The organism is Flavobacterium terrigena, assembly GCF_900108955.1.
Classification (GTDB): Bacteria; Bacteroidota; Bacteroidia; order Flavobacteriales; family Flavobacteriaceae; genus Flavobacterium; species Flavobacterium terrigena.
Map to the genome: position 1 here is coordinate 1 of NZ_FNYA01000012.1, position 25,755 is coordinate 25,755.

A 25,755-nucleotide genomic window follows, 5' to 3' on the forward strand; every position below is an offset into this window, starting at 1 on the left:
TACAACGTTTTGCGGCTAACCGCAGTGCTGCCTTTTTGGGCAGGATTGCGGTTAACCGCTGTTGTGCGCTGTTGTTTCTTGTCGGCTAAGATAAGAAATAACAGTTACAGTTGGAATGTTAAGAAAGTTAGATAAATGATTTTAAAATATTGACTCCTATCAGACCGTAATGATAGGCGCAGTTTTTTTAAATCTCAGTCTTAAAAATTTCGCTAAACACTAGAGTTAAAACAGTTACAATAAAAAACATTTGACTTTGTCATTTTTTTCTTATAACTTTGGCAAGCCTTTTAGCGACTTCGCTTTGAAAATACATTTTCAGCAAATTTCTTTTGCAAGGCTTGACGAAAAACAAATCCATTTTTCCGTTTCTTAACTCAAGCTTTTCCACAAAATTTTTCGACTATTTATCAAGTTCCATACTTCCAATTGCGTACAACTCATAAATATCCGAACATTTCGTTTTCAATTATTTATAAGTATTTGTTGTTGTTTGTTGTTGTTTGTAAATATAAATAATCTCTACTCAATCACCAATTCTTTCAATTGCTCGCGGTATTTTTCTAGAATATCAGATTTAGAGATGAAACCAATAAAAACTTTATCTTGTACAACTGGTAAAATAATTTGTTGTGTGGTTTCAAATTTATTCATAATGGTTTCGATATTGTCTTCAAAATCTACAATATCTTTCTGTTTTACAGGTTGCATTACTTCGGTGATAGAAGTGTATTTTACTTTAAATGCAGAGAATATAATCGGACGAATATCATCTAAGTAAATTAAGCCTATTAGTTTTTTATCGTCGTTTAAAACTGGGAAAATAACATCATCTGAAGCGGCAATTTTTTCAATTAAAGCTTCTAAGGTTTTAGATTGGGTAACAGGGTTGAAATTGTTGTTAATCAGTTTTTTAACATCGATGGATTGTAGAATATTTTTATCTTTATCATCTGTAAAAACTTCACCTTTATCGGCTAAATTTTTAATGTCAAATGAATACGGTTCAAAGTGTTTCGAAATGGCAAAACTAATAGAAGAAACCAACATTAGTGGCACCATTAAACTATAACCTCCGGTAATTTCCGCAATCAAGAAAATGGCTGTCAACGGTGAATGAAACAAACCACTCAACACACCCGACATTCCAACTAATGTGAAATTACTAATCGGTAAATTCGTAATTTTTAACATGTTGAAAAAGTACGCTGTGGAAAATCCTAAATACGAGCCTACGAATAGAGAAGGAGCGAAGTTACCACCATTTCCACCAGCACCTAAGGTAATTCCGGTGGCAAAAACTTTGAATAAAAGTGTTAGTGTGATGAATCCGAAAATGATCCACTTGTTGTTTTCAAATTTTGCAACTAGTGTGTTTTCCAATAATTTTTCTGGTTGATTGGCAGCTAAAAGTTTGATACCTTCGTAACCTTCACCAAATAAAGAAGGAAATATAAAAATTAAACCAGCTAAGATACAAGCACCAAATAAAGCTTTTCTATAGGAATTTTTAGAACGTTTTGAAAAATAGTGTTCAATTTTTCTGAAATTTCTTGCATAAAAAATAGAAACTAATCCTGATAATATACCTAAGAAAATATAAAAAACGATATTTTTAGAATCAAAATGTTGAATAGTTTTGAAACTGAATAATATATCTTCATTCATTAAAATCATTGATAATATAGAACCTGTAGCAGCACTAATTATTAAAGGCGTAAAAGCCGTAATACTAATTTCTGCTAAAACTACTTCAATAGCAAATAAAACACCTGCAATTGGCGCGTTAAATGCTGCTGCTATTCCGGCTGCCACTCCGCAGGCTAAAAGTAAGGTTCTGTCTTTATAACTCAATCTGTATTTTAAGGCATAATTACTTCCGAAAGCTGCACCAGTAATAGTAATTGGTGACTCTAAACCGGCGCTTCCACCCATACCAACGGTTAACGAACTCGTAATAATTTGCGCATACATTTGTTTTGCTGGCATAACGCTACGTTTTTTAGCAACGGCATACATAATTTGTGAAGTTCCTTTTTGGATGTTTCCGTTTAAAAAGTTTCTTATTACAAAAACTGTTAATAAAATTCCGATTATAGGTAAAGTACTTTTACTGTAAGGTAAGTGTAATTTATTGTTTAAATATTGTGAAAATATAAAGACATTATGAGCAAAAGATTTTAAAATAATTACAGCTAATGAAGCAGATAATCCAACTAATACGCTAGATACATACAAAAACTGACGTGGTTCTAAAACCATCTTCAACTTAGAAAAATATTGTTCAAAAAAATTTGTTATTTTTTGTATTGATTTAAACACAGGGAATTTTTTTTATTTAGAATGGCTAAAATACGGTATTTTTAATTGCTAAACAAAATAATTGACACTTTGAAACCTTTGAAAGTTGACTAATTTAGATAATCTTTCTTATGGCTTCTTTTTTGCTTAAAGGTTTTAAATTGGCCTGATTTACATATTCTAAAACACCAGATGGATTTACGGAACCATATTCGCGCAAAGCCCAACCAATGGCTTTTTGAATGAAAAACTCATTAGAATGTTTGTGTTTTTCACATTCGGAAATTAAAAGATTGAAATCGGTTTTTTGTTTATAACCTAATTGAAAAATTATGGCAGTTCGGTTTAGCCACATATTATCAGAATTGGAAAATTGATCGATAATTGCATATTTTTTTTCAGGGAATTTCGTTAAATAACCACCAACTGCATATTTTGCTAATGTATCTACGCTGTCCCACCACGAGTTAGTTATGATGAGTTTTTCAATTAAATGAATATCATTAATTTGAAATTTCTTCTTGATTTCTTTTAAGAAAATATCGATTGCTGCGTGATGCATTTCTCGGTGTGGAAATTGATATAATTCCCAACAAATAGTTCGAAAATTATCTTTAATGTCTTCTTGGTATTCAGCAGCACAATTTTTTAGTATCTCACGTCTGGCCTGAGTTGGAATGCCATAAAAAGGAAAATTATTTTTTAAATAATCACTTTGTTTTTGTCCGTAAACAACATCTTCATTGACCTCAAATGACTGCTTAATTTCTGTAATCAAACTCATTTCTTAACTTATCTAATTCTAATTTGCATTGTTGTTCTAATTCGGTAAAAAAGATAAAAAATTCTTGTTCAATTTCGGTATAGAATTCTTTGATATCTTCCATTGCAGCTGGCATATTTACACGATGTTGCGTTCTATGATCCATTTGAAATAAAATCAATTCCAATCCGGCTAACGTTTTATAACACACTAACCAATTGGTTTCCATCATATAGGGTAACGAATTCTGAGTTTTCTCCGTTAAAATATTGTAGTTATCTTGTAATAATGTGTAAAAATCATCTGCATAATCTTCTAGTTTTGTTTTAGAATATTGTTTCCAATTCTTAGCTAAAAAATGATCGTAAACAATGTCCATAATTACACCAGAATAATGTCCGAATTTTTCGTGTAAGCGATGTTTACTTTGCCTATAAACTGCATGAGAATCGGTAAAACTATCAATAAAACGGTGTAATCTAATTCCGATTTGAATACCAATTGGATATTGCTCATAATGATTTCCTTTTACCGCATCGGCCATAAAGTTGCCAATTTTAATAAAATCATCATCATCTGAAAGATATATATGAGCTAAATAATTCAAATTTTTATAGTTTAGAAGGTTTTGTGTTGAAATTTCTTTCGTAAATATATAAAAATCTTTCAAAGTTTTATTGAAATCCAATGCTGAACTTTTTATATTTGTAATTCATAAAAAAAATTGAAATAAATGACTTTAATAAAATCTATATCAGGAATTCGTGGAACTATTGGTGGAAAAGTAGGAGATAACCTGACTCCAGTTGATGCAGTAAAATTTGCTTCGGCATACGGAACCTTTTTAAAAGCTGGAAGCGGGAAGTTGGAAGATGGAAGAAAGCTGAAAGTGGTTATTGGTCGTGATGCCCGAATTTCTGGACCGATGATTCATAATTTAGTACAAAATACCCTTTTAGGTTTAGGAATTGATGTGATTGATTTAGGTTTATCAACTACGCCAACTGTGGAAGTTGCTGTTCCAATGGAGAATGCAGATGGTGGAATTATTTTAACAGCTTCACACAATCCAAAACAATGGAATGCCTTGAAATTGTTAAATGCCAAAGGAGAGTTTTTAAGTGGAGCAGAAGGTGCTAAAATTTTAGAAATTGCTGATGCAGAAGCGTTTGATTTTGTTGATGTAGATACTTTAGGTGAAGTAACTGTTAACGATTCTTACATGGATATTCATATTGATGAAGTGTTGGAATTGCCTTTAGTGGATGCAGATTTAGTGAAAACTAAGAAATATAAAGTAGTTGTTGATGGTGTGAATTCAACAGGTGGAATTATTATCCCGAATTTACTAGAACAAATGGGTGTGGAAGTGGTGAAATTATACTGTGAACCAAACGGACATTTTCCTCACAATCCGGAACCTTTGAAAGAACATTTAGGTGATATTTGCAAATTAGTTATTGATGAAAAAGCCGATTTCGGTATTGTTGTGGATCCAGATGTGGATCGTTTAGCCTTTATTTCTAATGATGGAGAAATGTTTGGTGAAGAATATACTTTAGTAGCTGTGGCCGATTATGTATTGAGTAAAACACCAGGTAATACGGTTTCTAATATGAGTTCGTCCCGTGCTTTACGCGATATTACTGAAAAACATAATGGAAGTTACCAAGCGAGTGCAGTAGGTGAGGTGAATGTGGTAGAATTAATGAAGAAAACCAATGCAATTATTGGTGGTGAAGGAAACGGCGGAATTATTTATCCAGAATTGCATTACGGAAGAGATAGTTTGGTTGGAGTCGCTTTATTTTTAACTTATTTGGCTGGTCAAGATAAAACGGTTGCTGAATTACGTGCGAGTTATCCGCAATATTACATGAGTAAAAATAAAATTGAATTGACTCCACAAATTGACGTGGATGCGATTTTAGAATCGTTAACGGCGACATATAAAAATGAGCAAATTTCTACGATTGACGGTGTGAAAATTGATTTTGCAACAGAATGGGTGCATTTAAGAAAATCGAACACAGAACCAATTATCAGAATTTATACTGAAGCGCCAAAACAGCAAGAAGCTGATGTATTAGCGGAACGTTTTGTAAAGGAATTGAAAGTTATTTCTGGGATTTAATGATAAAAAAAAACCTGACAGGTTTTTGAAACCTGTCAGGTTTAATATATTTTATTTTGGTATTTCATCAAAATTTACCATCCAATTGATTCCGAATTTATCGGTAAACATTCCGAAATAAGCACCCCAAAATGTATTTTCCATTGGCATTGTTACTTTTCCACCTGCAGAAAGTCCAGCGAATAATTTATCTGCTTCCTCTTTGCTATCTGCATTAATAGAAATTGAAAAGTTAGTTCCAGAAGTTACACTTCCGCTAAAACTTGTTGCATCACTTCCCATTAAGATTGTTTCTTTACTAATTGGTAAGCTCACGTGCATAATAAGTTCACCTTCTTCTGCACTTGGAGGCGGACAATTTTCGTCTGCTGGCATATCTTTAAATTTACCGATATAAGCGAATTCACCACCAAAAACCGATTTGTAAAAATTGAATGCTTCTTCTGTTTTACCATTAAAGGTAAGATAACTGTTTACTGTTGCCATAATTTTATTTTTTTAGATTTTTTAGTTCAAAATTGAAAAGTAAATATAAAAAAAATCTGCCAAATTTACTCAGCAGATTTTTTAAATTTATGTTATAATTTTATTTGTTTTTACCATTTCCTTTACCATTTCCATTTCCATTTCCTTTATTTTTGATTTTGACTCCATGACCATTATCGTTGCTATATTTTTCTTTAGCGTAAATAACTCGAGTTCTAGGTTGTATAACTTTTACTGATTTATATTTTACACGATGATCGGCATTATAATAATAAGGATAACCACCATAATAATTTAATTGAACTTGTGGAACAACTCCTAAATTAATACTAATAAAAGGAGTAGGAACAGCTACACTTATAGACCAACCACCATTGTTTAAATACAAATAATGATGGGCTTGTAAATCATAATAGAAATTCTGTTGTGGAAAATATACATATCTTGTTTTTGCTCTGTATCCATGTGCTGGCGCCCACTTTGGAGGCTGTGCAAATGAAGTTTCAGGAACAATAAATAAACCTAATAATAAGGCTATTATAAAGACTTTAAAACTTTTGGTTTTTGAGGTTTGAGTTTTCATAATTAAACTATTTAAATTATATAATGTAAAATTAAACATCACACAAGATTTTGAGTTACATGATTAATATAAAATGTTATATAATTATTCTCAAAAATTGTTCTAAAAAAAATCCGTTCCAAATAAATGGAACGGATTTTAAAAAGGTTATTTTTTATCTTCGTTTTTGGTATCCATCATTTCCATGAGTTTCATCCCTAATAAACCACTAATTCCGCCTTCTGAACCGTTTGTTCCAGAAATTAAAACATCAGGAATTACTTTAATATTTCCTTTACCAATTTCTTCGGTAATTTTATATTTCGTAAAGTTATCGCCACCCATTGCAGAAACTTGTAATTGATATGATTCTGCAGTTGATTTACCAATTGCCATAATTTTCTCCGCTTCAGCTAAACCAGTTTTTGAGATTTTTTCTGCTTCAGCACTTGCGTTTAATTTTGTTGCTTCTGCTTGTGCACCAGCTCTTGCTTTAGTCGCTTCTGCTTCTGCAATGGCTCTCATTTTTGTAGCTTCTGCTTCTGCATTTACGTTTAGTTTTAAACTTGTAGCGTCTCCTTCTGCTTTCTTAACCGTTGCATCTGCAGTACGTTGTGCGATTTCCACACTTTGAGAAGCTCGAACAATTTCTTTTTGCATGTCAGCAATAGCAGTTTCTTTTTCCATACCTTGACGTTGTTCTTGCGCCATTTTTTGTGTTTGATATGTTTTTTGCTCTTCTTCTGCTAATTTTCTGTCCGTTAAGGTTTTCATTAATGAATCTGGAGGAACAATGTCACCAATTAAAGTATCCACCGCATTTACGTTGTATTCATCTAAGACTGTTTTAATGTGGTTTTTAGCTGATTCTTGTCTTTCTTTACGTGTACTCAAGAATGAGATTACATCACTATCTTGCGCCGAGTTACGGAAATAGTTGCCAATTGTTGGTTCTAATACCTGAGAAACTAAATTTGTCATACTACCGAAACGAGCAATTACTTTTGGAGCTTCATTTGCAGGAACATGAATAATTTGAGCCACATCTAAATTAAATGGGAAACCATCTTTAGAACGAACCGTAATTGTAGATAAATTTTTATCCAAATCATGTGATTCACTTCTTGCATTTGCCCAGTTTAAAACTAAGTTAGTTGTTGGAACTGCTTCTAATTTTGTTGTATATTTATTTAATGCATATTTTCCTGGTCCAAGTGGTTCCATCCAAACACCACGTTGTCCTTTTGAAACTATATTTCCATGTTTAAATGTGTCTCCTGTAACATCTTTTCCGTCTTCACCAATATATGAAATAACTACTCCTACATAACCAATTGGCACATCTGTCATCGGGTTTTGTTCAATTTGAAATGCCCAAGTATTGATATAGTACGAACCTGCAAGCATTACATTTGGTTGTAAACCTCTGTTTCCACCTTGTTGTAAAAAGGTATCACAATCCTGAAAATTGTTATGTTCCTCTGTGAGTTTACCTGCAATTTGACCTTGTGGAATTGGCTCACCATCTAGAGCCGTTACAATTCCAATCATGTTTTCATAAATCTTTACTTGGTCAATAATAATAATTTCAAATAAATACGTATTAATACGATATGATCCACTTGTAATAAAAGCAGTTTGACGTCCTTTTTGCCCACCATTATCTAAGAAAGCCTTTGCATCTTGAAAGTTATCTGAATCTACTTTTCTAGCTAAAATTCTACCTGTTGGAATTTCTTTTCCATCTTTACTTAAAACCAATCCAATTTTTCCTTCAGGAATAATTGTGAAAGCTGTCATATCAACAGAATATTGCCAAATCCACATTCCCCAATATAAACCTGGAGCTAGAGATTGCGCTTGGAAACCGGCTTCACCTTTAGTAGCAATAATTCTACTATCTGGCAAAGACTTATCAGCTCCGAAAAGCACGAATTTTTTGGTTACTAAACCAATTTTGTCTTCTGGAACAATAACCATTCCGAAGAAAACACGTAAAACAAATTTGTAAAATACAATGGTAAGGACTAAAACTAGCACCCACCAAAAATCGAAAATTGATGTCATATTAAATTATTATAGTTGATAAATGTTTTTGATTTTTATTCTGAAAAGAGATTAAAATGTGGTTAATCTGTGATTGTGCAGTTTCAAATTCTGTAGTAAGAATTGTTTTTTGAAAAGATAGTATTAACACCTATGTGCCATTTGAAGGTCGTTTAAAATAAAAATCTATTATTATACGTAAGTGTAAATAATAAGTTACAAATTTTTAAATAAATATTTTTAGTTAATAGGGAAGTGGTTGTGAATTAATTAGTTGAGTTTTTCTGAATTGCATAAAAAAAACCGTCAAGTTTTGTAACAAGACGGTTTTTGATATTTTTAATAAAAATTATTTCTTTTTGCCGTGACCTTTTCCATTTCCATGGCCTTTATCTTTTCCATTACCACCACCGTGGCCATTGCCATGATGATTGTCATTGTGATGATGATGTCCATCAATTACCACAACTTTATTAGGTTTCATTTTTTTTACTTTAACCTTTTTATATTTTACACAATGAGTTGTGTTGTAATAATATGGGTAAGCTCCATAATAATCTAATTGAATTTGCGGTGCGCTTCCTAAGTTAATACTTATAAAAGGTGTAGGAATTGCTACGCTAATTGACCATTTGCCGCTGTTTAAATAAAAATATGATCTCTGTTGGATGTCATAATAAAAATTTTGCTCTGGAAAATAAATATGTCTTGTTTTTGCTCTGTATCCATGAGCTGGAGCCCATTTTGGAGGACCTTGACTAAACATTTCTGTTGGAAAAAAGAATAGACCTATTAAGGCAAACATGGCAAAAATTTTAATCGATTTTTTAAAAATTACTTTCATACTATTGGTTTTAAATTAATTATTAGTCTGCTTATTCCAAATATAGACAATAATGATGCCAATTGCTAAAAAAAACCGTCAAGTTTTGCAACAAGACGGTTTTGATATTTATATATTACTTTGTAAATCTAAAATTGTAAATCTTAAATATGAATCACTTCATCATAAGCAGCAGCAACAGCTTCCATAACCGCTTCACTCATAGTAGGGTGAGGGTGAACCGCTTTTAAGATTTCATGACCAGTAGTTTCTAATTTTCTAGCTACAACTGCTTCCGCAATCATATCAGTAACTCCAGCACCAATCATATGGCAACCTAACCATTCACCGTATTTTGCATCGAAAATTACTTTTACGAATCCGTCTGTAGTTCCAGCAGCAGTTGCTTTTCCTGAAGCAGAGAATGGGAATTTACCAACTTTAATTTCGTAACCTTTTTCTTTAGCTGCTTTTTCAGTTAAACCAACAGAAGCAATTTCTGGAGTTGCATAAGTACAACCTGGGATGTTTCCATAATCTAATGGTTCAACGTGTAAACCTGCAATTTTTTCCACACATAGAATTCCTTCTGCAGAAGCAACGTGTGCTAAAGCTTGACCTGGAGTGATATCTCCAATGGCATAATATCCTGGAACATTAGTTTGGTAGAAATCATTAACTAAGATTTTGTCTCTATCTGTAGCAATACCTACTTCTTCTAAACCAATATTTTCAATGTTTGTTTTAATTCCAACTGCTGAAAGTAAAATTTCAGCTTCTAAAGTTTCTTCTCCTTTAGCTGTTTTTACAGTCGCTTTTACACCATTTCCTGTAGTATCAATTTTCTCCACAGAAGAATTAGTCATAATTTTTACACCTGCTTTTTTCATTGAACGCTCCATTTGTTTAGAAATGTCTTCGTCTTCAACTGGTACAATATTTGGCATAAATTCTACAATCGTAACATCAGTTCCCATTGAATTATAGAAATGAGCAAATTCCACTCCAATCGCACCAGAACCTACAATAATCATAGATTTTGGTTGCGTTGGTAAAGTCATTGCTTGTCTGTATCCAATTACTTTTACACCATCTTGTGGTAAGTTTGGTAACTCACGAGAACGAGCTCCTGTAGCAATAATAATGTTATCAGCAGAATATTCCGTTACTTTACCATCAGCGGCAGTAACGTCAATTTTCTTACCTGGTTTTACTTTTCCAAAACCATCGATAACATCAATTTTATTTTTTTTCATTAAGAATTGAACACCTTTGCTCATTCCACCAGCCACATTACGTGAACGGGCAACAACTGCGTTAAAATCTTTATCTACATTATCTACTTTTAATCCGTAGTCAGCAGCATGTTTTAAATAATCGAAAACTTGAGCCGATTTTAGTAATGCTTTCGTTGGAATACAACCCCAATTTAAACAAACTCCACCTAAATTTTCTTTTTCAATAACAGCAACTTTAAATCCTAATTGTGAGGCTCTAATTGCTGTAACATATCCACCAGGACCACTTCCTAAAACTATAATATCGTATTTCATTTTTTATATTTTATTGTGTTTTTATCTTATTTTTCTGAATGCGAAATTAGTAAATATTTATTTATTTTTACGATACAACTTCGGGTTTTTCAAATTGTGCTTCGTATAATTTTTTATAGTAACCGTTTTCTAGTTTCAATAATTCTTTGTGTTTGCCTTTTTCTACGATTAAACCTTTGTCCATCACAATGATAGTATCAGCATTTACGATGGTTGCCAAACGATGTGCGATGATAATTGAAGTTCTTCCTTCGGTTAATGTTTTGGTTGCTTTTTGAATTAATTCTTCCGAATGTGAATCGATAGAAGAAGTGGCTTCATCTAAAATTAAAATACTCGGATTGCTAATATAAGCGCGTAAAAAGGCAATTAATTGGCGTTGTCCAGAAGATAACATGACACCACGTTCTTTTACATCATAATCGTATCCGTTTGGTAACGACATTAAAAAATCGTGAATTCCGATTTTTTTCGCCGCATTGTAAACATCTTCTCTTTTTATATTTTCATCGAAAAGGGTAATGTTGTTGTAAATAGAATCGGCAAACAAGAAAACATCTTGCAAAACCATGGCGATTTCTTTTCGAAGCGTTTCTAAAGTATAATCGTTAATATTAATATCATCGATCAATATTTTTCCTGAATCAATTTCGTAAAAACGATTTAATAAATTAATGATTGTCGATTTTCCAGCACCAGTCGCACCAACAATAGCAACAGTTTCCGCTTCTTTTACTTCTAGATTTATACCTTTTAAGATTTCTTCATTTTTCAGATAACTAAATCTTACGTTTTGAAATTTAATACTTCCGTGGAATTTTTCAGAATGAATGGTTCCATTATCTTGAACTTCAACATCAGAATCTAAAATTTCAAAAACTCTATCAGCAGACACAATTCCCATTTGTAATACATTGAATTTATCCGCAATTTGACGTAATGGATTGTACAACATGGAAATGTACATGTTGAACGAAATTAGTTGTCCAACACTAGTTTCTGTATCGCCGTTAATGATTAATAGTGCACCGAAATACACTACCAAACCTAAAGTAATACTTGAAATGATATCGGCAATAGGGAAGAAGATACTATTGTATAAAATGTTCTTTAACCAAGCTTTATTGTGTTTGTGGTTGATCTCTTTAAATTTTTCTAATTCAATTTTTTCACGATTAAATAACTGAACTATTTTCATTCCAGTTAATCGTTCTTGAATAAACGTGTTTAAATTCGCTACTTCATTACGAACTTCGTTAAAAGCCACTTTCATCTTCTTATTGAAAATGTTTGTCGCAATTAAAATAATTGGCATAATAAGTAAAACAATAGCTGTAATTTTCCAGTTGATAATCAGCATAAAAGCTAAAACAATTATCATTTTCAAGAAATCACTGACAATCATAAACAAACCTTGACTGAAAATACTGGCAATGTTTTCCATATCGGAAACGCACCGTGTAATTAGTTTTCCAACAGGTTCATTATCAAAATATTTTGTTTTGAAACTTGCTAAATGTGCGAATAATTTTTCTCTAATATCTTTAACAATATCTTGCCCGAGCCAACTTGAAATGTAAACGAAGAAATATTGAGCAACAACCTCTAAAATTAATATAATAAGCATTAAAGCAACTAATACTTTTATGTTATAACCATCATTACCATCTTCAAGAATAAAGCTCATTAAATTCAGAAAGTAATCCTGAATAACATTGGTTTCTTTACCTGAATTTACGAAGTATTTATCGATAGTAATGTTTAAAACCAGAGGTCTAAGAGCCGCTACAATTGCCAAAAAAATAGCCCAAAAAGCAACACTTACTAGTTTGCTTTTAAATGGCTTGGCGTATTGTAATACTTTTTTAAAAGAGGATGATTTTAAAACGCTCATTTGGCTTATATAATTTTAAAGGCTAAAGATAAGGATATTTTACTTTTGTTAGATATAATCCGTGAGCAGGAACTGAAAATCCGGCTTTGTTTCTGCTTTTACTTTCAATAATTGCTCTAAAATCGGATAAAGAGGTTTTGTGAATCCCAACATTTATTAGTGTTCCAACGATGGCTCGAACCATATTTCGCAAAAATCTATCGGCGGTAATGGTAAAAATTATTTGATTTCCACTTTGTTGCCAATGTGCTTCAGTGATTTTACAATTGAAAGTTCTTACATCGGTATGAATTTTAGAAAAGCATTCAAAATCAATGTATTCGAATAGCATTTTGCTTGCTTCATTCATCAAATCTAAATCTAATTTATGATGCACTTTCCAACTTCCGTCAGCATTAAAAACATCTTTAAATGTATTGATGTGATATTCGTACGTTCTGCTTGTCGCGTCAAATCTGGCATGAGCATCTGGTTTGACTTCAATAATATTGAAAATCGCAATATCTTTTGGTAAAAACGAGTTTAATTTCTGAATAGTATTCTGTACATCAAATTCAACTTCTGTATCAAAATGTGCGAACATTTGTTTGGCGTGTACACCAGAATCGGTACGTCCAGCGCCAACAATTTCAATCTTTTCTCTAAGTAATAAAGATAAAGATTTGTCTAAAGTTTCCTGAATTGAAATCGCATTCGGTTGCACTTGAAACCCAAAATATTCTTTTCCGTTATAGGCAAATTCGATGAAGTATCTCAATTTTTCTGATTTTGTTTGGCAAAAATAATCATTTTCAATTTATTGGAACACAGATTTAACGGATTTCACAGATTTTAATAAAAACTTTGCGACTGATTGTCTTTGTTGTAAAACTTCTTCGCAACTTTAATAAAAACTTTGTGCCTTTGCGTCTTCGTGGCGAAACTTATTTCTTACTTTTGCGATATGAAAAAAATACTCTTACTTTCTGATACGCACAGTCACATTGACGCAACTATTTTAAAATACGTGAAATTAGCGGATGAAGTTTGGCATGCGGGTGATATTGGTGATTTAAAGGTTACAGATACTATTAAAAAACTAAAACCTTTACGAGCAGTTTTTGGAAACATTGACAATCACGAAGCGCGTTTAGAATTTCCTTTGAACAACAGATTTTTCTGTGAAGGTGTGGAAGTTTTAATTACGCATATTGGTGGTTATCCTGGAAAATATAGTCCAGCTATTCGAGAAGAGATAACTAAAAATCCTCCTAAATTATTTATTTGCGGACATTCGCATATTTTAAAAGTGATGTTTGATAAAAAATTAAACTGTTTGCACATGAATCCGGGTGCTGCTGGAATTTCTGGTTTTCATCAAAAAAGAACGATGTTACGTTTTGAAATTGATGGTGATAAAATTCAGAGTTTAGAGATTATTGAAATAGGAGATAAGTAAATTGAATTTATGAATTTTGATTTACGATTTACGTAATATTGAGAAGTTCCTAAAAACGAAAATCCGCTTTGATTTCTCAAAACGGATTTTCTACGCACTAATAAGCTAAGATGATAGGTTTATCGTATTCTGTCCACAGATTTTACGAGATCTTCGTCCTTTTTAATTGCCCTGTTAGCCAAAGCAAGAAAAACGATAGAAAAAATTGGTAGAAACATCCCAATACCTTTCTCAGAAACTTTCGCTTCTCCAGGTAGATTTAGTGAATGATATACTAATAATCCTATAATAATAAAGTTTAATATCATATTCAGTCTGTTTACCACAAACTGGTTTTGTCTTTTCTTATAACTAAACATACTTACAACTGCTAATAAAGCACTTGATGCAAATAAAATTGAAAACAAAATAGCATGAGTAAATAGCTCTTCTTTTTTGGTTACATTTGGCCATAAACTTATAAACAGGGGTAAAACACCTGAAATAACGAAGCATATAAGCAAATAAACCGTTTGAATTCTTTGTAACATTTTTTATTTTTATAGTGACAAAATTATGTTTTCTTTTTTAAAAAAACTATTGTTTTATAATAAAATATTCGTAATATTGCATAGAATAATCGTAAGTACTTCATTATACGATACTTTAAAACAGCAAAAAATTCTCATCACAATTTTTTCATTTTATTAAGATTAAAAAATCCATAAACATTTATGTTTGATACATCTATATTAAAAGGGATGAAACTCTCTGATTTGCAAGAAATTGCAAAAGTTGCTAATATTCAAAAATTCAAAACTTTAAAAAAAGATGAATTAATTACGCAAATATTAGACGCTCAAAATTCTTCAGAAGATAAGCCTAAGGCTGAGAAACCCGCTAAAAAAGTTACTCCAGTTGCAAAAGCAGTTAAGGAAGTTGCAGAGGTTCAAGAAGTTGCACCTGTTGTTGCTGATAACGATGCTAAAACACAACGTGCAAGAATTAAGAAGCCAGTTGTGAAATCTTCAAACAGAGCTCAAGAAACGTTATCTTTTGAATTGGATGCTGAAGTTAAATCAGAATCTTATAGTCAACAACCAAAACAAGTTGTTGAAGAAAAAAAGGAGAAAAATGGAAATTCTGATACTAATGAGAATACACAAAATGTTGTAGCAGAGCCTTCAAACGAAGAAACCCGAGGCGAAGACGAATCGAGCGAAGCTAAGGCAGAAACAACTGAACAAGAAAGAAACAATCAGAATCCAAATTTCAAGAAAAATAATAACCAAAATAACAATCCAAAGTTTAATAAGAATAACGGAAATAAAAACTTCCGCGAATCTGATTTTGAATTTGACGGAATTATTGAAAGTGAAGGTGTTTTAGAAATGATGCCAGATGGTTATGGTTTCTTACGTTCTTCAGATTATAATTATTTAGCTTCTCCTGATGATATTTATTTATCACAATCACAAGTTCGTTTATTCGGATTAAAAACGGGAGATACTGTAAAAGGTGTGGTTCGCCCACCAAAAGAAGGTGAGAAATTTTTCCCTTTAGTGCGCGTTTTAAAAATAAACGGACATGATCCTCAGGTTATTCGTGATAGAATTTCTTTTGAACATTTAACACCACTTTTCCCTGAAGAAAGATTTAATTTATCAGGAAAAAACACATCTATATCTACTAGAATTATCGATATGTTCTCGCCAATTGGTAAAGGACAACGTGCGATGATTGTAGCACAACCAAAAACAGGTAAAACGATGTTATTAAAGGATATTGCCAATTCAATTGCGGCCAATCATCCTGAAGTATATTTAATTGTTTTATTAATTGATGAAAGACCTGAAGAGGTAACAGATATGCAACGTAGTGTACGTGCCGAAGTTATTGCTTCTACTTTCGATGAACCAGCAGATCGACACGTAAAAGTGGCTAATATTGTTTTAGAAAAAGCAAAACGTTTGGTAGAATGTGGACATGACGTAGTGATTTTATTAGATTCAATTACACGTTTAGCAAGAGCTTACAATACAGTTCAACCCGCATCTGGAAAGGTACTGAGTGGAGGAGTAGATGCTAATGCATTACAAAAACCAAAACGTTTCTTTGGAGCGGCTCGTAATATCGAAAATGGTGGTTCATTAAGTATTATTGCAACTGCATTAACAGAAACTGGTTCTAAAATGGACGAAGTAATCTTCGAAGAATTTAAAGGAACAGGTAACATGGAATTACAATTAGATAGAAAAATATCTAACAAACGTATTTTCCCAGCTATCGATTTGGTTTCTTCAAGTACGCGTCGTGACGACTTATTATTAGACAAATCAACGTTACAACATATGTGGATTTTACGTAAATACTTAGCGGATATGAATCCTGTGGAAGCGATGGAATTTATTGAATCTCGTATCAAACGAACTAAAAATAACGAAGAGTTTTTAATTTCTATGAATGATTAGGAATTAAAAAAAAATAAAAAAAGCGGCTTTATGTCGCTTTTTTTGTGTCTAAAAATTATTTCAAAAAGTAGTATTTTTTTAAAATAAAAAGTATATATTAGTGATGTAACAAAATTGATGAAATACGTGAGAATATTGTCAATTTTTTCTTGTTTAATTATGTATATTTGCACAAGAATTATGTTGTATTTTGAATAACCCCCAATGGTATAAAAATGAATAAAAAACTATTTCATTTTACTATAAATTTTTTATTGATATCTCTAATATCATTAAAAGCTCACGCCCAAAATAGTCAGAATAAAGAGAGTTTGAATACGGAAATGGAATCTTTGATATTTACCAATCCAAAACAGTCTTTAAAAATTGCTCAACACTTACTAAGTAAATCGAATACAACCAATAGCGAAAAAGCAAAAATTAATTTAATTATTGCTAAAACCTATTTTGTTAATGGCGATTATAGTGCTTCACTTACCTTTTTATTTGATCAAAAAGAATACATTTCTTATCTATCAGAATTAGATCAAATTGAAATTGAAATTTATAAAGCTAAGATTTTCAGAAAAATAAATTTATTTGATGAAGTAAATTTAATTTTAAACAATATTGAAAATAAAATCAAAAATATAAGTGATGAAGAAGCAAAACTAAACGCAACAACACTTTTTAATATTGAAAAAATTAGTTACGATTTCAATTCAGTTGCAGCCAAAAAAGGGATTGAATTTTTAAAATCTAATAATGGACTACTACATCCCGAAGTTAAACTTTGGAAAAAAGTTGCTATGGGAAATTTTTATCTTGAAACAAAAAATTTAGAATTAGCTAGCCAGTATTATAATTCGGTTTTAGAAGGTATAAAGAAAGAAGAGATTCAAAACTTAAATGCAAAAGTCAATATTCTTATTGGTTTGGCAAATATAAGTCTTCAAAATAAAGAGTATCAAAAAACCAAAAGACTTTTAAACGAAGCAATGAATGATGCCACTTTTATTCAAAATGAATATTTAAAATACAGAATTGTTAGACAACAATTAATAAATTATCAGGCATTAAATGACGAAAGTAGTTACAAAGAAACGTATAAATTATTTAAAGATATTGATGGTGAGTTATCTGGAATGGAAGAAAATACACTAAACGTTGCCTATAATTTGATTTCTGAAGAGTATAATGTAATTGAAGAAGCGAAAAAAGAGAACTATTTTAAAAGTCTATACATTTGTTTTATCATTTTTGGATTGACATTTATAGTTTGCTTTTTTTATTGGAGAAAATACCAACAAAGAAAAATTAATTTAACGGAAGTTTTAAAATATTTAGAATTAACGAGAACCAATACAATTGAAAATAAAGTTGTGAAAATTGAAGTACTTAAAAGAATCAATATTCCAAAAGAAACGGAAGAATTGATTTTAAGTAAATTAAAAAAATTCGAAAACACAACTAAGTTTACAAATAATGATATTTCGTTAGCTGTATTAGCGGGTCAATTTGAAACCAACACTAAATATTTATCTGAAATTATCAATTCTCATTATAATGTAAATTTCAATACGTACATAAATAAGTTGAGAATAAATTATTTGGTTGAAAAGCTAAAATCTGATTCAAACTTTATGAATTATAAAATTAGCTATTTGGCTGAAGTTTCAGGTTTTACTTCTCATAGTAGTTTTGCAACAATTTTCAAATCTATTACTGGAATTTCTCCTGTAACATTTATCGAATTATTAAAAGAAGAAAATGCCAAAAAAATAGCATGATAGCCATTTTTCTACATAATTGTCTACTTAATAGTAAGAAACTAGTTCTTTTGTTTCTTCTATTTCCGTTTTTTATGAATGCTCAAAGTAAGAAAAACTATGATAGTATTATAAAAGAAGGAACGGCTTTAATGTATGAAAATCCAGATAAAGCAATTGCTCTAGGAAATCAAATTATAAAAGAAGCAAAAGACAATACTGATATTAAAATAAAAACTTATAAATTGATTTCTGATGCTTATTCATCTAAAAGAGATTATGAAAAATCTATTTTATATGTAAATAAAGCTAGTCAGATATTGCATTTGTCAAATGATAAATTATTGAAAATCATCATTTATAATAAAATGGGAATTCAATATGAGCAGCTAAAAATTTATGATAAATCACTTCAATATTTAGATCAGTCTGAACAATTAATTTTAGAATACCCATCAAAAGATTCTATTCATTATTACTTAGGTGTAAATTATGTGGTCAGAGGATTTATTTATAAAGAAAAATTAAATTGTGACATTGCTATTGACTTTTTCGATAAAGGTATTTCATCACTTTTAAAATCGAAGTCGAAATCACCAAATTCACCAATAAGTATTGCAAAATACAATAAAGGGAATTGTCATTTACAAATGCTTGAGTATTCAAAAGCGAAGGAAAACTTTTTAGATGCGATTAAGTTTGCTAAAAAAGCTAATGCAAACAGTTTGCATGCTTTTGCTTTGAAAGGTTTGGCGGAAGTAAGTACTAAAGAAGGAAAACATGCGGAAGCTATCAATTTTCTTAATAATGCGAAGCAAATTTCTGCGCAAGTAAATGATTTAGTTTTAAATAAACAATTATATAAAGGTTTGGCTGAGAATTATTTAGCATTAAATAATTGGGATAATTATAAAAAATTTCATAACTTGTACCTGTCAACGCAAAAGTTGATAAAGGAAAATGAAAGAAAATCTATTAGTGAATCATTAAAAGAAAAAAAATCTGAATTAAATCTTAAATTTAAAAATAGTTTACCTAAATTTTACCTTGCTTATATAGCAATATTCTTTACTATAATTTTGCTCGTGTTTGCATTTTTATATTTTATTAAATTAAAAAAGAAAGAAATTTCTGCTCTCCAAGACCAAATAAATACGCTCCAAAATTTAAAATAATACTTACACTGTAAAATAGGCTAACCTGCTTATTTTATCACGTTTTTAGGTAGTTTTTGTGCTTTTAAAATTCGGTAATTTTAAAAGATAACACAATATATATATGTATTTATATATATAATTTTACTTCACTAACAATCAACATAAAGTGTAATATTATGAAACACAAATTACATCTCATCTATAACCCTTTAAAGGGTATTGATGTAAAACTGCAAATGAAACTGCTATTCAGTACAGTTTTCTTTTTTTGCATTGCAAATGTAATGCAGGCTCAAACAGTATTAATTAATCCGGCTACGGATGGAGGTTTTAACTCTGGAAGTACATTTGCCGCTAATGGATGGACTGTTGCAAACGAAGGAGTAAGTACAGTTAAATGGGCTCTTGGATCTGCAGCTTCAGGAACAACATCTGTTGGAGATTTAACTTCAGCTTCCGCTACAGTAACTTTAACTGCACCAAATCCAAACATAATTATTGGTCATATGGTTTATGGAGCTAATATTCCTTTAAATACATTTGTTCAAAATATTGTAGGAACAACTTTAACTTTATCCCAAAATGCTTCAGCAACTGCTAATGGTGTTACATTAGGTTTCGGAAAATTTTCTGGTGGTATTAGTGTGAGTGCAATTGAACCAACAACAGCTTCAATTGCTGCAAATACGTATTCAGTTACTTTAGCTACTGCCAACCCAAATATTTCAGTGGGAATGGAAATTGCTCCGATTGCAGGTTTTATTGGTGCAAATACTTATGTAGCGAGTATTAATGGTACAGCTTTAGGTTTGTCTAAAGCATCTATCAACGGTAGTGCTCTTGCTGTAGCTCAAACATTATCATTTACTGCAACTACTTCTGCAATTTCTGGTAATGCAGCCTATATTTCAAATGATAATGGTTTCACCAATTCATACGGTGGTTACCCAACAAATAGAACAGTTTCTTTTTACAGAAATATAACTGTTCCTGCTTCTGAAAAAGCAATGACTTTAACTTTTGATGTAAAATCGGCACCATCTTCTGGTGGTGGATGGCAAGTATGGGCCGCTCCAGTTTCTCAAACAGTTACTGGTACAGATACTCAAGTTACAGCACCTTTTAATTATGGTGTGAATTGGCCAGGAGCAACGTTGATTTCTTTCAACTCTAACCCACAAGTTGCTACAACTAAAACAACAGCGTTTATTCCTAAATCTTTTGCAGGAACTACTTTCAAATTAATTTTTGTATGGACGAATGGTACTTCAGCTGGAACTTTACCTCCAGCGGCTATTGATAATATTTCATTGACATCAAGAATTTCAGAAGAAATTACATGTGCACATTCAGGACTTTGGTCTCAACCAGGTACTTGGGATGGAAATAAAGTTCCTACTCCTGCTGATTCAGTTGTTTTGGATAATGACGATGAAGTAGTTATGATTGATTCAAGATATTCAGGATGTGAAGATTTAATTCTTGCTGGAACGAATTCATTAGTACAATTTGCAATCAGTACTGTTGTTGATGAATTAACAGTTAATAATGATGTAAATTTGGCTGCTCCGGGCGCTAGATTTAATAATAACGACGGAACAAATGGTAAACATTTAAAAGTTGGACATAATTTTGATGTGGGTGCTGGTGCAAGATTCGATAGTAGTTTTGGATCTGGTACTGCATTTCAAGGTAGATTAACACTTAATGGATCTACAGTTCAAACAGTAACAGTTAATGCTACTGGTTTTGTAGGTGGTTCTGCAGCAGGAACAAATGCATTTGGAAACCGTGCTGGTGTTTTGAATCAATTAGAAGTAAATAATACAGCTACAGGAACACCAAATGTTATTTGGGATGCTAATGGAGTAAGAATTAATGGAGCTTTGTTATTAACAAATGGTAGAGTAAGCATTCCTACAGGGAAAAGATTAATTCTTGGAAATTTTGGTAGTATAAATTCATCTAATTTTATAGTTCTTCCTGGAAGTGGTTTTACAAACGGTACAGTATCTAGATGGATGAATTCTCCAAATACTAGAGATGTACAAGTTGGTACAGAATACCCTGGAACAGATAATAATCACAAACCATTCTTGTATCCATTTATTACTGGTACTGGTTTAGACAGAACATTATATTTATTACCAGATGCAGCTCCACAAAATGTTGGAGGTATTACAGGTGGTGAAGTAGCAGTAACTTATACAGATGCAAGTACTGTAACTAGTGCACTTTCTATTACAGATGGTAGTTATACAATTAATAAAAGATATAATGGAAATTGGGCATTTTCAACTCCAGAATCATCTTCTAATGCTTCTTCTATTATTTACACTGCTAATGCAACAACGCCAACTAATAGAGTAGGAGTTTATGCAAACGGAGCTTTTGAAGCACTTGATGGTTCATCAAGATTAATGAATGCATCAGCAGCATTAACTGGAACACATCAAGATGGAACAGTTCAGCCATTTGTGTTCAGAAAAGATTTACCTTTTGCTGATTTAATTGCAGCTCCAGTTTATGTAGGAGTTAATGATGCTTCAACTTTAAATACAGCTACGGGAATTACTTCTGCAAATTCAGGTGACTGGAATACAGCTTCAACTTGGGTTGGTGGTATAGTTCCTACTTGTACTAATGTTGTTACTATTGCTGCTGGACATAACGTAACAGTATCAACTACTGCAGATGCTGCAAGTGTAGTTATCGCTAAAGGTGGTACTTTAACAAATAATGCTGGTGCAACTACAATGACTGTAGGTTGTACTAACAACAACAACGCTTTCTACAATTATGGTACTCATACCATGACTGCAGGTAATTTAAAAGTGAACGGTTTTGTTTCTCATAAAGTGGGAAGTTTCTTCAATCAAACAGGTGGTGATATTATTGTTGATAGTAATGATGCAGGTAATGCTGCTACTTCTGTTGCTTTTGGTGGTACGTCTTTCAAAATTGAAACGTCTAGTTTAAATTTAACTGGTGGTAAAATAACAATTGTTGACCCATTGGTAAATGTAACAACTCCAATTTCAGGAACTACATTAGGAAGTTATACTTTGAATACTCAAGGTGCGACTGGTATTTTTACATATAATGGTAGTATTACTGGTACTTCTGCAAGTATGGGGAATATTGCTAATATGTTTGCAGTTGGACAAGTAGTAACTGGTCATGCAAATATTCCAGCTGGTACAACTATTACTAATATCACTGTAGGAAGTTTTGGATTCCCTTATCCTCCAGTAACATTGACATTATCAGCACCAGTTACAGCTCCAGTCCCTGCAGGAACTCCATTGAATTTTTCTTCTATGGTGAACAACTGTTCTGCTATAGTTTTGGAAGCGAATACGTCAAATGCAAATTTATCATTAGGACAAGTAGCTTCTGGATCTGGAATACAAGCAGGTTCTACAATTACTGGTTTGTCTTTCGATGGATTTGGAACAGAGTTTATGGTTAAAGTTACTTTATCATTACCTGTCATAACTTTACCTACATCGCCAATTACTGGGACAGAAATAATAACTTTTTCAGCAGTAAATGTAGGAGCATATTCTACAGTTTTAACTGCAACAAATACAAATATTAAGGCAGGTATGATTGTTAAAGGAGCAGGTATCAAACCAGGAACATTTGTTGCTGCGGATGTTACTTCACCTGCTATAACTTTTTCAGAGCCAATTCAACCAGGTGCACCAACACCTTTAGTATTAGAATTTTACCCATTCAATACACAATCTAGTGGTTCATTTATTTATGCTTCACCAATTCATTATGCAGCTGGGTTAAACCACACATTACAAATTGGAGATGGAGTTTCTACTCATAATACAAGTGTTGTTAGTAACGGATTCAACTGTCAGTTTCAAGCATTAGGAGGTTTATTCTCATTAGGGAATTTAACTGTTGATGCACCAAATGGAGATACTAGATATATGAACGTAAGTTCTAACAATATTAATAATGGTTACAACATGAACGTTCAAAATGCATTAACGATTACTGCGGGTAGTGCCTTCAGAAAAACGTTTGCTAACGCTACGGTTTATGTTGGTGGTAATATTGTGAATAACGGATCGCTTAATTTTCCAAAAACTTCAACAGGTTTATATCTTGGAAATTTAATTAACGGAGTTGCCGTACCAACTACACTTCCACAAACTATTTCTGGGTCTGGTTCATTTATGACTAATCAATGGTCTCTTTCTTCAGGTTTGGATAATGTTGCTTTTAATAGTATAACAGTAAATAATACAAATGCTGCGGGTGTGACACTTAACGTACCTGATTTTAGAGTTGGAAGTAGTGTTACTATGACTAACGGAATTTTACATACTTCATCAGCATTTCCTCTTTATGTAGGTAATCCAGATGTAATGTCTGCAAGTAATCCAAGTGGATCACTTTCTGGTGGTAGTGCTACTTCATATATTGAAGGACCGGTTGCTTATGCAAACATGAGTTCTTCAAATATTAATCAGTTAAGATTATTCCCTGTTGGAAAAAACGGAAAATATCTTCCAATTTTAATCTCTTCAACAGGTGGTGTTGAGTTAATGGCTGAAGCTTTCGATACAAATTCAGGTTCTGTAAATACAACTAACGCTTCTAATTTAAGTACAAACAGATGGAAAGTAACTAGAGTAGGTTCTGCAGGAACTTTTACAGGGTATAATGTAAGAATTGCTCCTACAAGTCCAGTGGTTAATAATACAAATATTATTGTTCATGCAACTGCAGATCAAGGAACTTATGATATCGTTTCAACTCCAGCTTCGGCTATAACTTTTGACGCGGCTCATTTTAGTATCCCAGCATTTCCATCAATTGTATTAACTACACCACAAACTGGTGGTTTCTTAGGAAACTTTTCATACGCTCAAGGTGTAGCTTGTACTGGTACACCAACTCCTGGTGCTACAATTGCTTCTTCAATTGCTCCATGTTCAGCTCAGCCTATTACATTAAGTTTAACAACTCCTACAACAGGAGCTAGTGTAACATATCAATGGCAAAGTTCTACAAATGGAGGTTCAACTTGGACTGATATTTCAGGTGCAACTGCTGCAACTTATGTGGCAACTCCAACTGTAAATACTTCTTATCAATGTAATGTAACTTGTGCTTCAACTAGTACAGGTACTTCAACTCCAATTGCAGTAACTGTTTCTGCCTCTGCAGCAACCGTAACAGATGCTTCAATCTGTACAAGTGGTATTGCAAATTTAACAGCATCAGGAAGTACAATTTTAAATTGGTATGATGCACAAACTGGTGGAACATTAGTTGCAACAGGAACTACTTATAGTCCTAACGTAGCAACAACTACTACTTTTTATGTGTCTTCTGCTAGTGAATCTACAGGTTCTGTAAATACTTTAGCTTTTGCAGGTACGGGTACTTCATCGGCTTTATTTAAAGGTATTGCCTTTGATGTAACAAATAGAGTAAAATTAAAAACAGTAACAGTTTATCCTAAAAATACAGCAGCTCTTTCACCAATTACTATTAGTTTATATGATGCTACAGGTAACTTGGTTACAGGAACTACTCCAGTAACTTTTGTACCAACTTTAGTAACTGGTGCAGTAGGAACAACTTCTCAAGTAGTAACATTAGATTACCAAATTCCAGTTGGAAATGGTTACAGATTAGTTGCAACAAATGGTTTAGCTTCTACAACTAATACTTTAGGAAATAGTACTGCTGTAATTGCTTACCCAACTAGTGGACCAATTAGATTAACAGGTAATGTTTCAGCATTAAATGATGTAGTTGCTACTACAGCAAACGCTACAAACTGTTTCCATAATTTAACTTTTGATGAAATATGTGAATCAGTAAGAGTACCAGTTACTGCAACTGTAGTAAATACTGCGGCTCCAACTGGCGCAACTACACAAGATTCTTGTTTAACAGGAACAATTGCAGACTTTAGCACTATTGGTACAGGTCTCATTTGGTATGATGCTGCTACTTTAGGAAATGTTATTCCAACATCAACTGTGGCAGTTTTAAATACTACTTATTATGTGTCTCAAACTATTAATGGTTGTGAGGGCCCGAGATTAGCAGTTTTAGCTTCAGGACCATGTTTAGGAACTGATAATTTCACAATTGCTAATTTATCTTATTATCCAAATCCAGTTGAAAATCAATTAACTATTACTGCTAAAACTGAAATTTCAAAAGTAGAAATATATAATTTAATTGGACAACAAGTAAAAGTTATTAATACAAACTCTAATGCAATTCAAATTGATTTGAGTGATCTTAATACATCAACTTATTTAGTAAAAGTATATTCTGAGCAAAATGTTCAAAATATCAAAGTAATTAAGAAATAAGTAACACTATAAAGTGAGGCAGTTTTTATAATTGCCTCACT

The 25,755-nt window shown here is 32.0% G+C and carries 17 protein-coding genes; 6 read left to right on the forward strand and 11 right to left on the reverse strand.

Annotated elements, in window-relative coordinates; genetic code table 11:
* Positions 1 to 522: 522 nt before the first annotated feature.
* From BMX42_RS14010 to BMX42_RS14020, 3 genes are all read right to left on the reverse strand, one after another.
* On the reverse strand, positions 523 to 2,262 hold the full coding sequence (locus BMX42_RS14010) for a chloride channel protein (RefSeq protein WP_091315935.1): 1,740 nt from the start codon (positions 2,260 to 2,262) through the stop codon (positions 523 to 525).
* Between the two features lie 154 nt (positions 2,263 to 2,416).
* Positions 2,417 to 3,085, reverse strand: a complete 669-nt coding sequence (locus BMX42_RS14015) for a DNA alkylation repair protein (protein ID WP_091315939.1) — start codon at positions 3,083 to 3,085, stop codon at positions 2,417 to 2,419.
* Positions 3,063 to 3,752, reverse strand: a complete 690-nt coding sequence (locus BMX42_RS14020; protein WP_317040037.1) for an acyl carrier protein phosphodiesterase — start codon at positions 3,750 to 3,752, stop codon at positions 3,063 to 3,065. The genes BMX42_RS14015 and BMX42_RS14020 overlap by 23 nt, the downstream gene beginning before the upstream one ends.
* A gap of 45 nt (positions 3,753 to 3,797) precedes the next feature.
* Between BMX42_RS14020 and glmM the strand changes: the two genes are divergently transcribed.
* Positions 3,798 to 5,198, forward strand: a complete 1,401-nt coding sequence (glmM, locus tag BMX42_RS14025; protein WP_091315944.1) for a phosphoglucosamine mutase — start codon at positions 3,798 to 3,800, stop codon at positions 5,196 to 5,198.
* A 51-nt stretch (positions 5,199 to 5,249) separates the two neighbouring features.
* Here the strand turns inward: glmM and BMX42_RS14030 are convergent, their stop codons facing one another.
* The 7 genes from BMX42_RS14030 to truA form a co-directional block, all read right to left on the reverse strand.
* Positions 5,250 to 5,684, reverse strand: coding sequence for a VOC family protein (locus BMX42_RS14030; RefSeq protein WP_091315947.1), 435 nt, complete (start codon positions 5,682 to 5,684; stop codon positions 5,250 to 5,252).
* A gap of 100 nt (positions 5,685 to 5,784) precedes the next feature.
* Complete coding sequence (locus BMX42_RS14035) at positions 5,785 to 6,267, reverse strand: hypothetical protein (protein WP_143055662.1); 483 nt, start codon at positions 6,265 to 6,267, stop codon at positions 5,785 to 5,787.
* Positions 6,268 to 6,414: 147 nt separating this feature from the next.
* Positions 6,415 to 8,313 carry an SPFH domain-containing protein gene (locus BMX42_RS14040; RefSeq protein WP_091315955.1) on the reverse strand — a complete coding sequence of 633 codons (1,899 nt, stop codon included), beginning with the start codon at positions 8,311 to 8,313 and terminating at the stop codon, positions 6,415 to 6,417.
* Between the two features lie 328 nt (positions 8,314 to 8,641).
* Positions 8,642 to 9,136 (reverse strand): hypothetical protein, encoded by a 495-nt coding sequence (locus BMX42_RS14045; RefSeq protein ID WP_091315959.1) that lies wholly within the window; start codon positions 9,134 to 9,136, stop codon positions 8,642 to 8,644.
* 143 nt (positions 9,137 to 9,279) lie between these two features.
* Positions 9,280 to 10,668, reverse strand: coding sequence for a dihydrolipoyl dehydrogenase (lpdA, locus tag BMX42_RS14050; RefSeq protein WP_091315962.1), 1,389 nt, complete (start codon positions 10,666 to 10,668; stop codon positions 9,280 to 9,282).
* Positions 10,669 to 10,735: 67 nt separating this feature from the next.
* Positions 10,736 to 12,562 (reverse strand): ABC transporter ATP-binding protein, encoded by a 1,827-nt coding sequence (locus tag BMX42_RS14055; protein WP_091315965.1) that lies wholly within the window; start codon positions 12,560 to 12,562, stop codon positions 10,736 to 10,738.
* A gap of 22 nt (positions 12,563 to 12,584) precedes the next feature.
* Positions 12,585 to 13,319 carry a tRNA pseudouridine(38-40) synthase TruA gene (gene truA / locus BMX42_RS14060; protein ID WP_091315969.1) on the reverse strand — a complete coding sequence of 245 codons (735 nt, stop codon included), beginning with the start codon at positions 13,317 to 13,319 and terminating at the stop codon, positions 12,585 to 12,587.
* A 186-nt stretch (positions 13,320 to 13,505) separates the two neighbouring features.
* Here truA and BMX42_RS14065 point away from each other — a divergent pair, with 186 nt between their 5' ends.
* A complete protein-coding gene (locus BMX42_RS14065; RefSeq protein WP_091315974.1) occupies positions 13,506 to 14,000 on the forward strand; it encodes a metallophosphoesterase family protein in 495 nt (164 codons plus the stop codon).
* Positions 14,001 to 14,119: 119 nt separating this feature from the next.
* Here the strand turns inward: BMX42_RS14065 and BMX42_RS14070 are convergent, their stop codons facing one another.
* Entirely contained in the window at positions 14,120 to 14,530 is a 411-nt protein-coding gene (locus BMX42_RS14070; protein WP_091315976.1) for a DUF4293 domain-containing protein, read from the reverse strand.
* Positions 14,531 to 14,713: 183 nt separating this feature from the next.
* Here BMX42_RS14070 and rho point away from each other — a divergent pair, with 183 nt between their 5' ends.
* From rho to BMX42_RS14090, 4 genes are all read left to right on the forward strand, one after another.
* Positions 14,714 to 16,450: a transcription termination factor Rho gene (gene rho / locus BMX42_RS14075; protein WP_091315979.1), complete on the forward strand. Its 1,737-nt coding sequence runs from the start codon at positions 14,714 to 14,716 to the stop codon at positions 16,448 to 16,450.
* A 215-nt stretch (positions 16,451 to 16,665) separates the two neighbouring features.
* Positions 16,666 to 18,219, forward strand: coding sequence for a helix-turn-helix domain-containing protein (locus BMX42_RS14080; RefSeq protein ID WP_091315982.1), 1,554 nt, complete (start codon positions 16,666 to 16,668; stop codon positions 18,217 to 18,219).
* 50 nt (positions 18,220 to 18,269) lie between these two features.
* Positions 18,270 to 19,373, forward strand: a complete 1,104-nt coding sequence (locus tag BMX42_RS14085; RefSeq protein WP_218141450.1) for a tetratricopeptide repeat protein — start codon at positions 18,270 to 18,272, stop codon at positions 19,371 to 19,373.
* 218 nt (positions 19,374 to 19,591) lie between these two features.
* The gene (locus tag BMX42_RS14090; RefSeq protein WP_218141451.1) at positions 19,592 to 25,714 is read left to right on the forward strand and encodes a beta strand repeat-containing protein; all 6,123 of its coding nucleotides are present in this window, start codon (positions 19,592 to 19,594) and stop codon (positions 25,712 to 25,714) included.
* Positions 25,715 to 25,755 lie beyond the last annotated feature (41 nt).

What these genes read in the sequence shown, in the direction of transcription:
- BMX42_RS14010 (WP_091315935.1), bottom strand. Translation starts at nt 2,262, where the DNA reads ATGGTTTTAGAACCACGTCAGTTTTTGTATGTATCTAGCGTATTAGTT.
- BMX42_RS14015 (WP_091315939.1), bottom strand. Translation starts at nt 3,085, where the DNA reads ATGAGTTTGATTACAGAAATTAAGCAGTCATTTGAGGTCAATGAAGAT.
- glmM (WP_091315944.1), top strand. Translation starts at nt 3,798, where the DNA reads ATGACTTTAATAAAATCTATATCAGGAATTCGTGGAACTATTGGTGGA.
- BMX42_RS14030 (WP_091315947.1), bottom strand. Translation starts at nt 5,684, where the DNA reads ATGGCAACAGTAAACAGTTATCTTACCTTTAATGGTAAAACAGAAGAA.
- BMX42_RS14035 (WP_143055662.1), bottom strand. Translation starts at nt 6,267, where the DNA reads ATGAAAACTCAAACCTCAAAAACCAAAAGTTTTAAAGTCTTTATAATA.
- BMX42_RS14040 (WP_091315955.1), bottom strand. Translation starts at nt 8,313, where the DNA reads ATGACATCAATTTTCGATTTTTGGTGGGTGCTAGTTTTAGTCCTTACC.
- BMX42_RS14045 (WP_091315959.1), bottom strand. Translation starts at nt 9,136, where the DNA reads ATGAAAGTAATTTTTAAAAAATCGATTAAAATTTTTGCCATGTTTGCC.
- lpdA (WP_091315962.1), bottom strand. Translation starts at nt 10,668, where the DNA reads ATGAAATACGATATTATAGTTTTAGGAAGTGGTCCTGGTGGATATGTT.
- BMX42_RS14055 (WP_091315965.1), bottom strand. Translation starts at nt 12,562, where the DNA reads ATGAGCGTTTTAAAATCATCCTCTTTTAAAAAAGTATTACAATACGCC.
- BMX42_RS14065 (WP_091315974.1), top strand. Translation starts at nt 13,506, where the DNA reads ATGAAAAAAATACTCTTACTTTCTGATACGCACAGTCACATTGACGCA.
- BMX42_RS14070 (WP_091315976.1), bottom strand. Translation starts at nt 14,530, where the DNA reads ATGTTACAAAGAATTCAAACGGTTTATTTGCTTATATGCTTCGTTATT.
- rho (WP_091315979.1), top strand. Translation starts at nt 14,714, where the DNA reads ATGTTTGATACATCTATATTAAAAGGGATGAAACTCTCTGATTTGCAA.
- BMX42_RS14080 (WP_091315982.1), top strand. Translation starts at nt 16,666, where the DNA reads ATGAATAAAAAACTATTTCATTTTACTATAAATTTTTTATTGATATCT.
- BMX42_RS14090 (WP_218141451.1), top strand. Translation starts at nt 19,592, where the DNA reads ATGAAACTGCTATTCAGTACAGTTTTCTTTTTTTGCATTGCAAATGTA.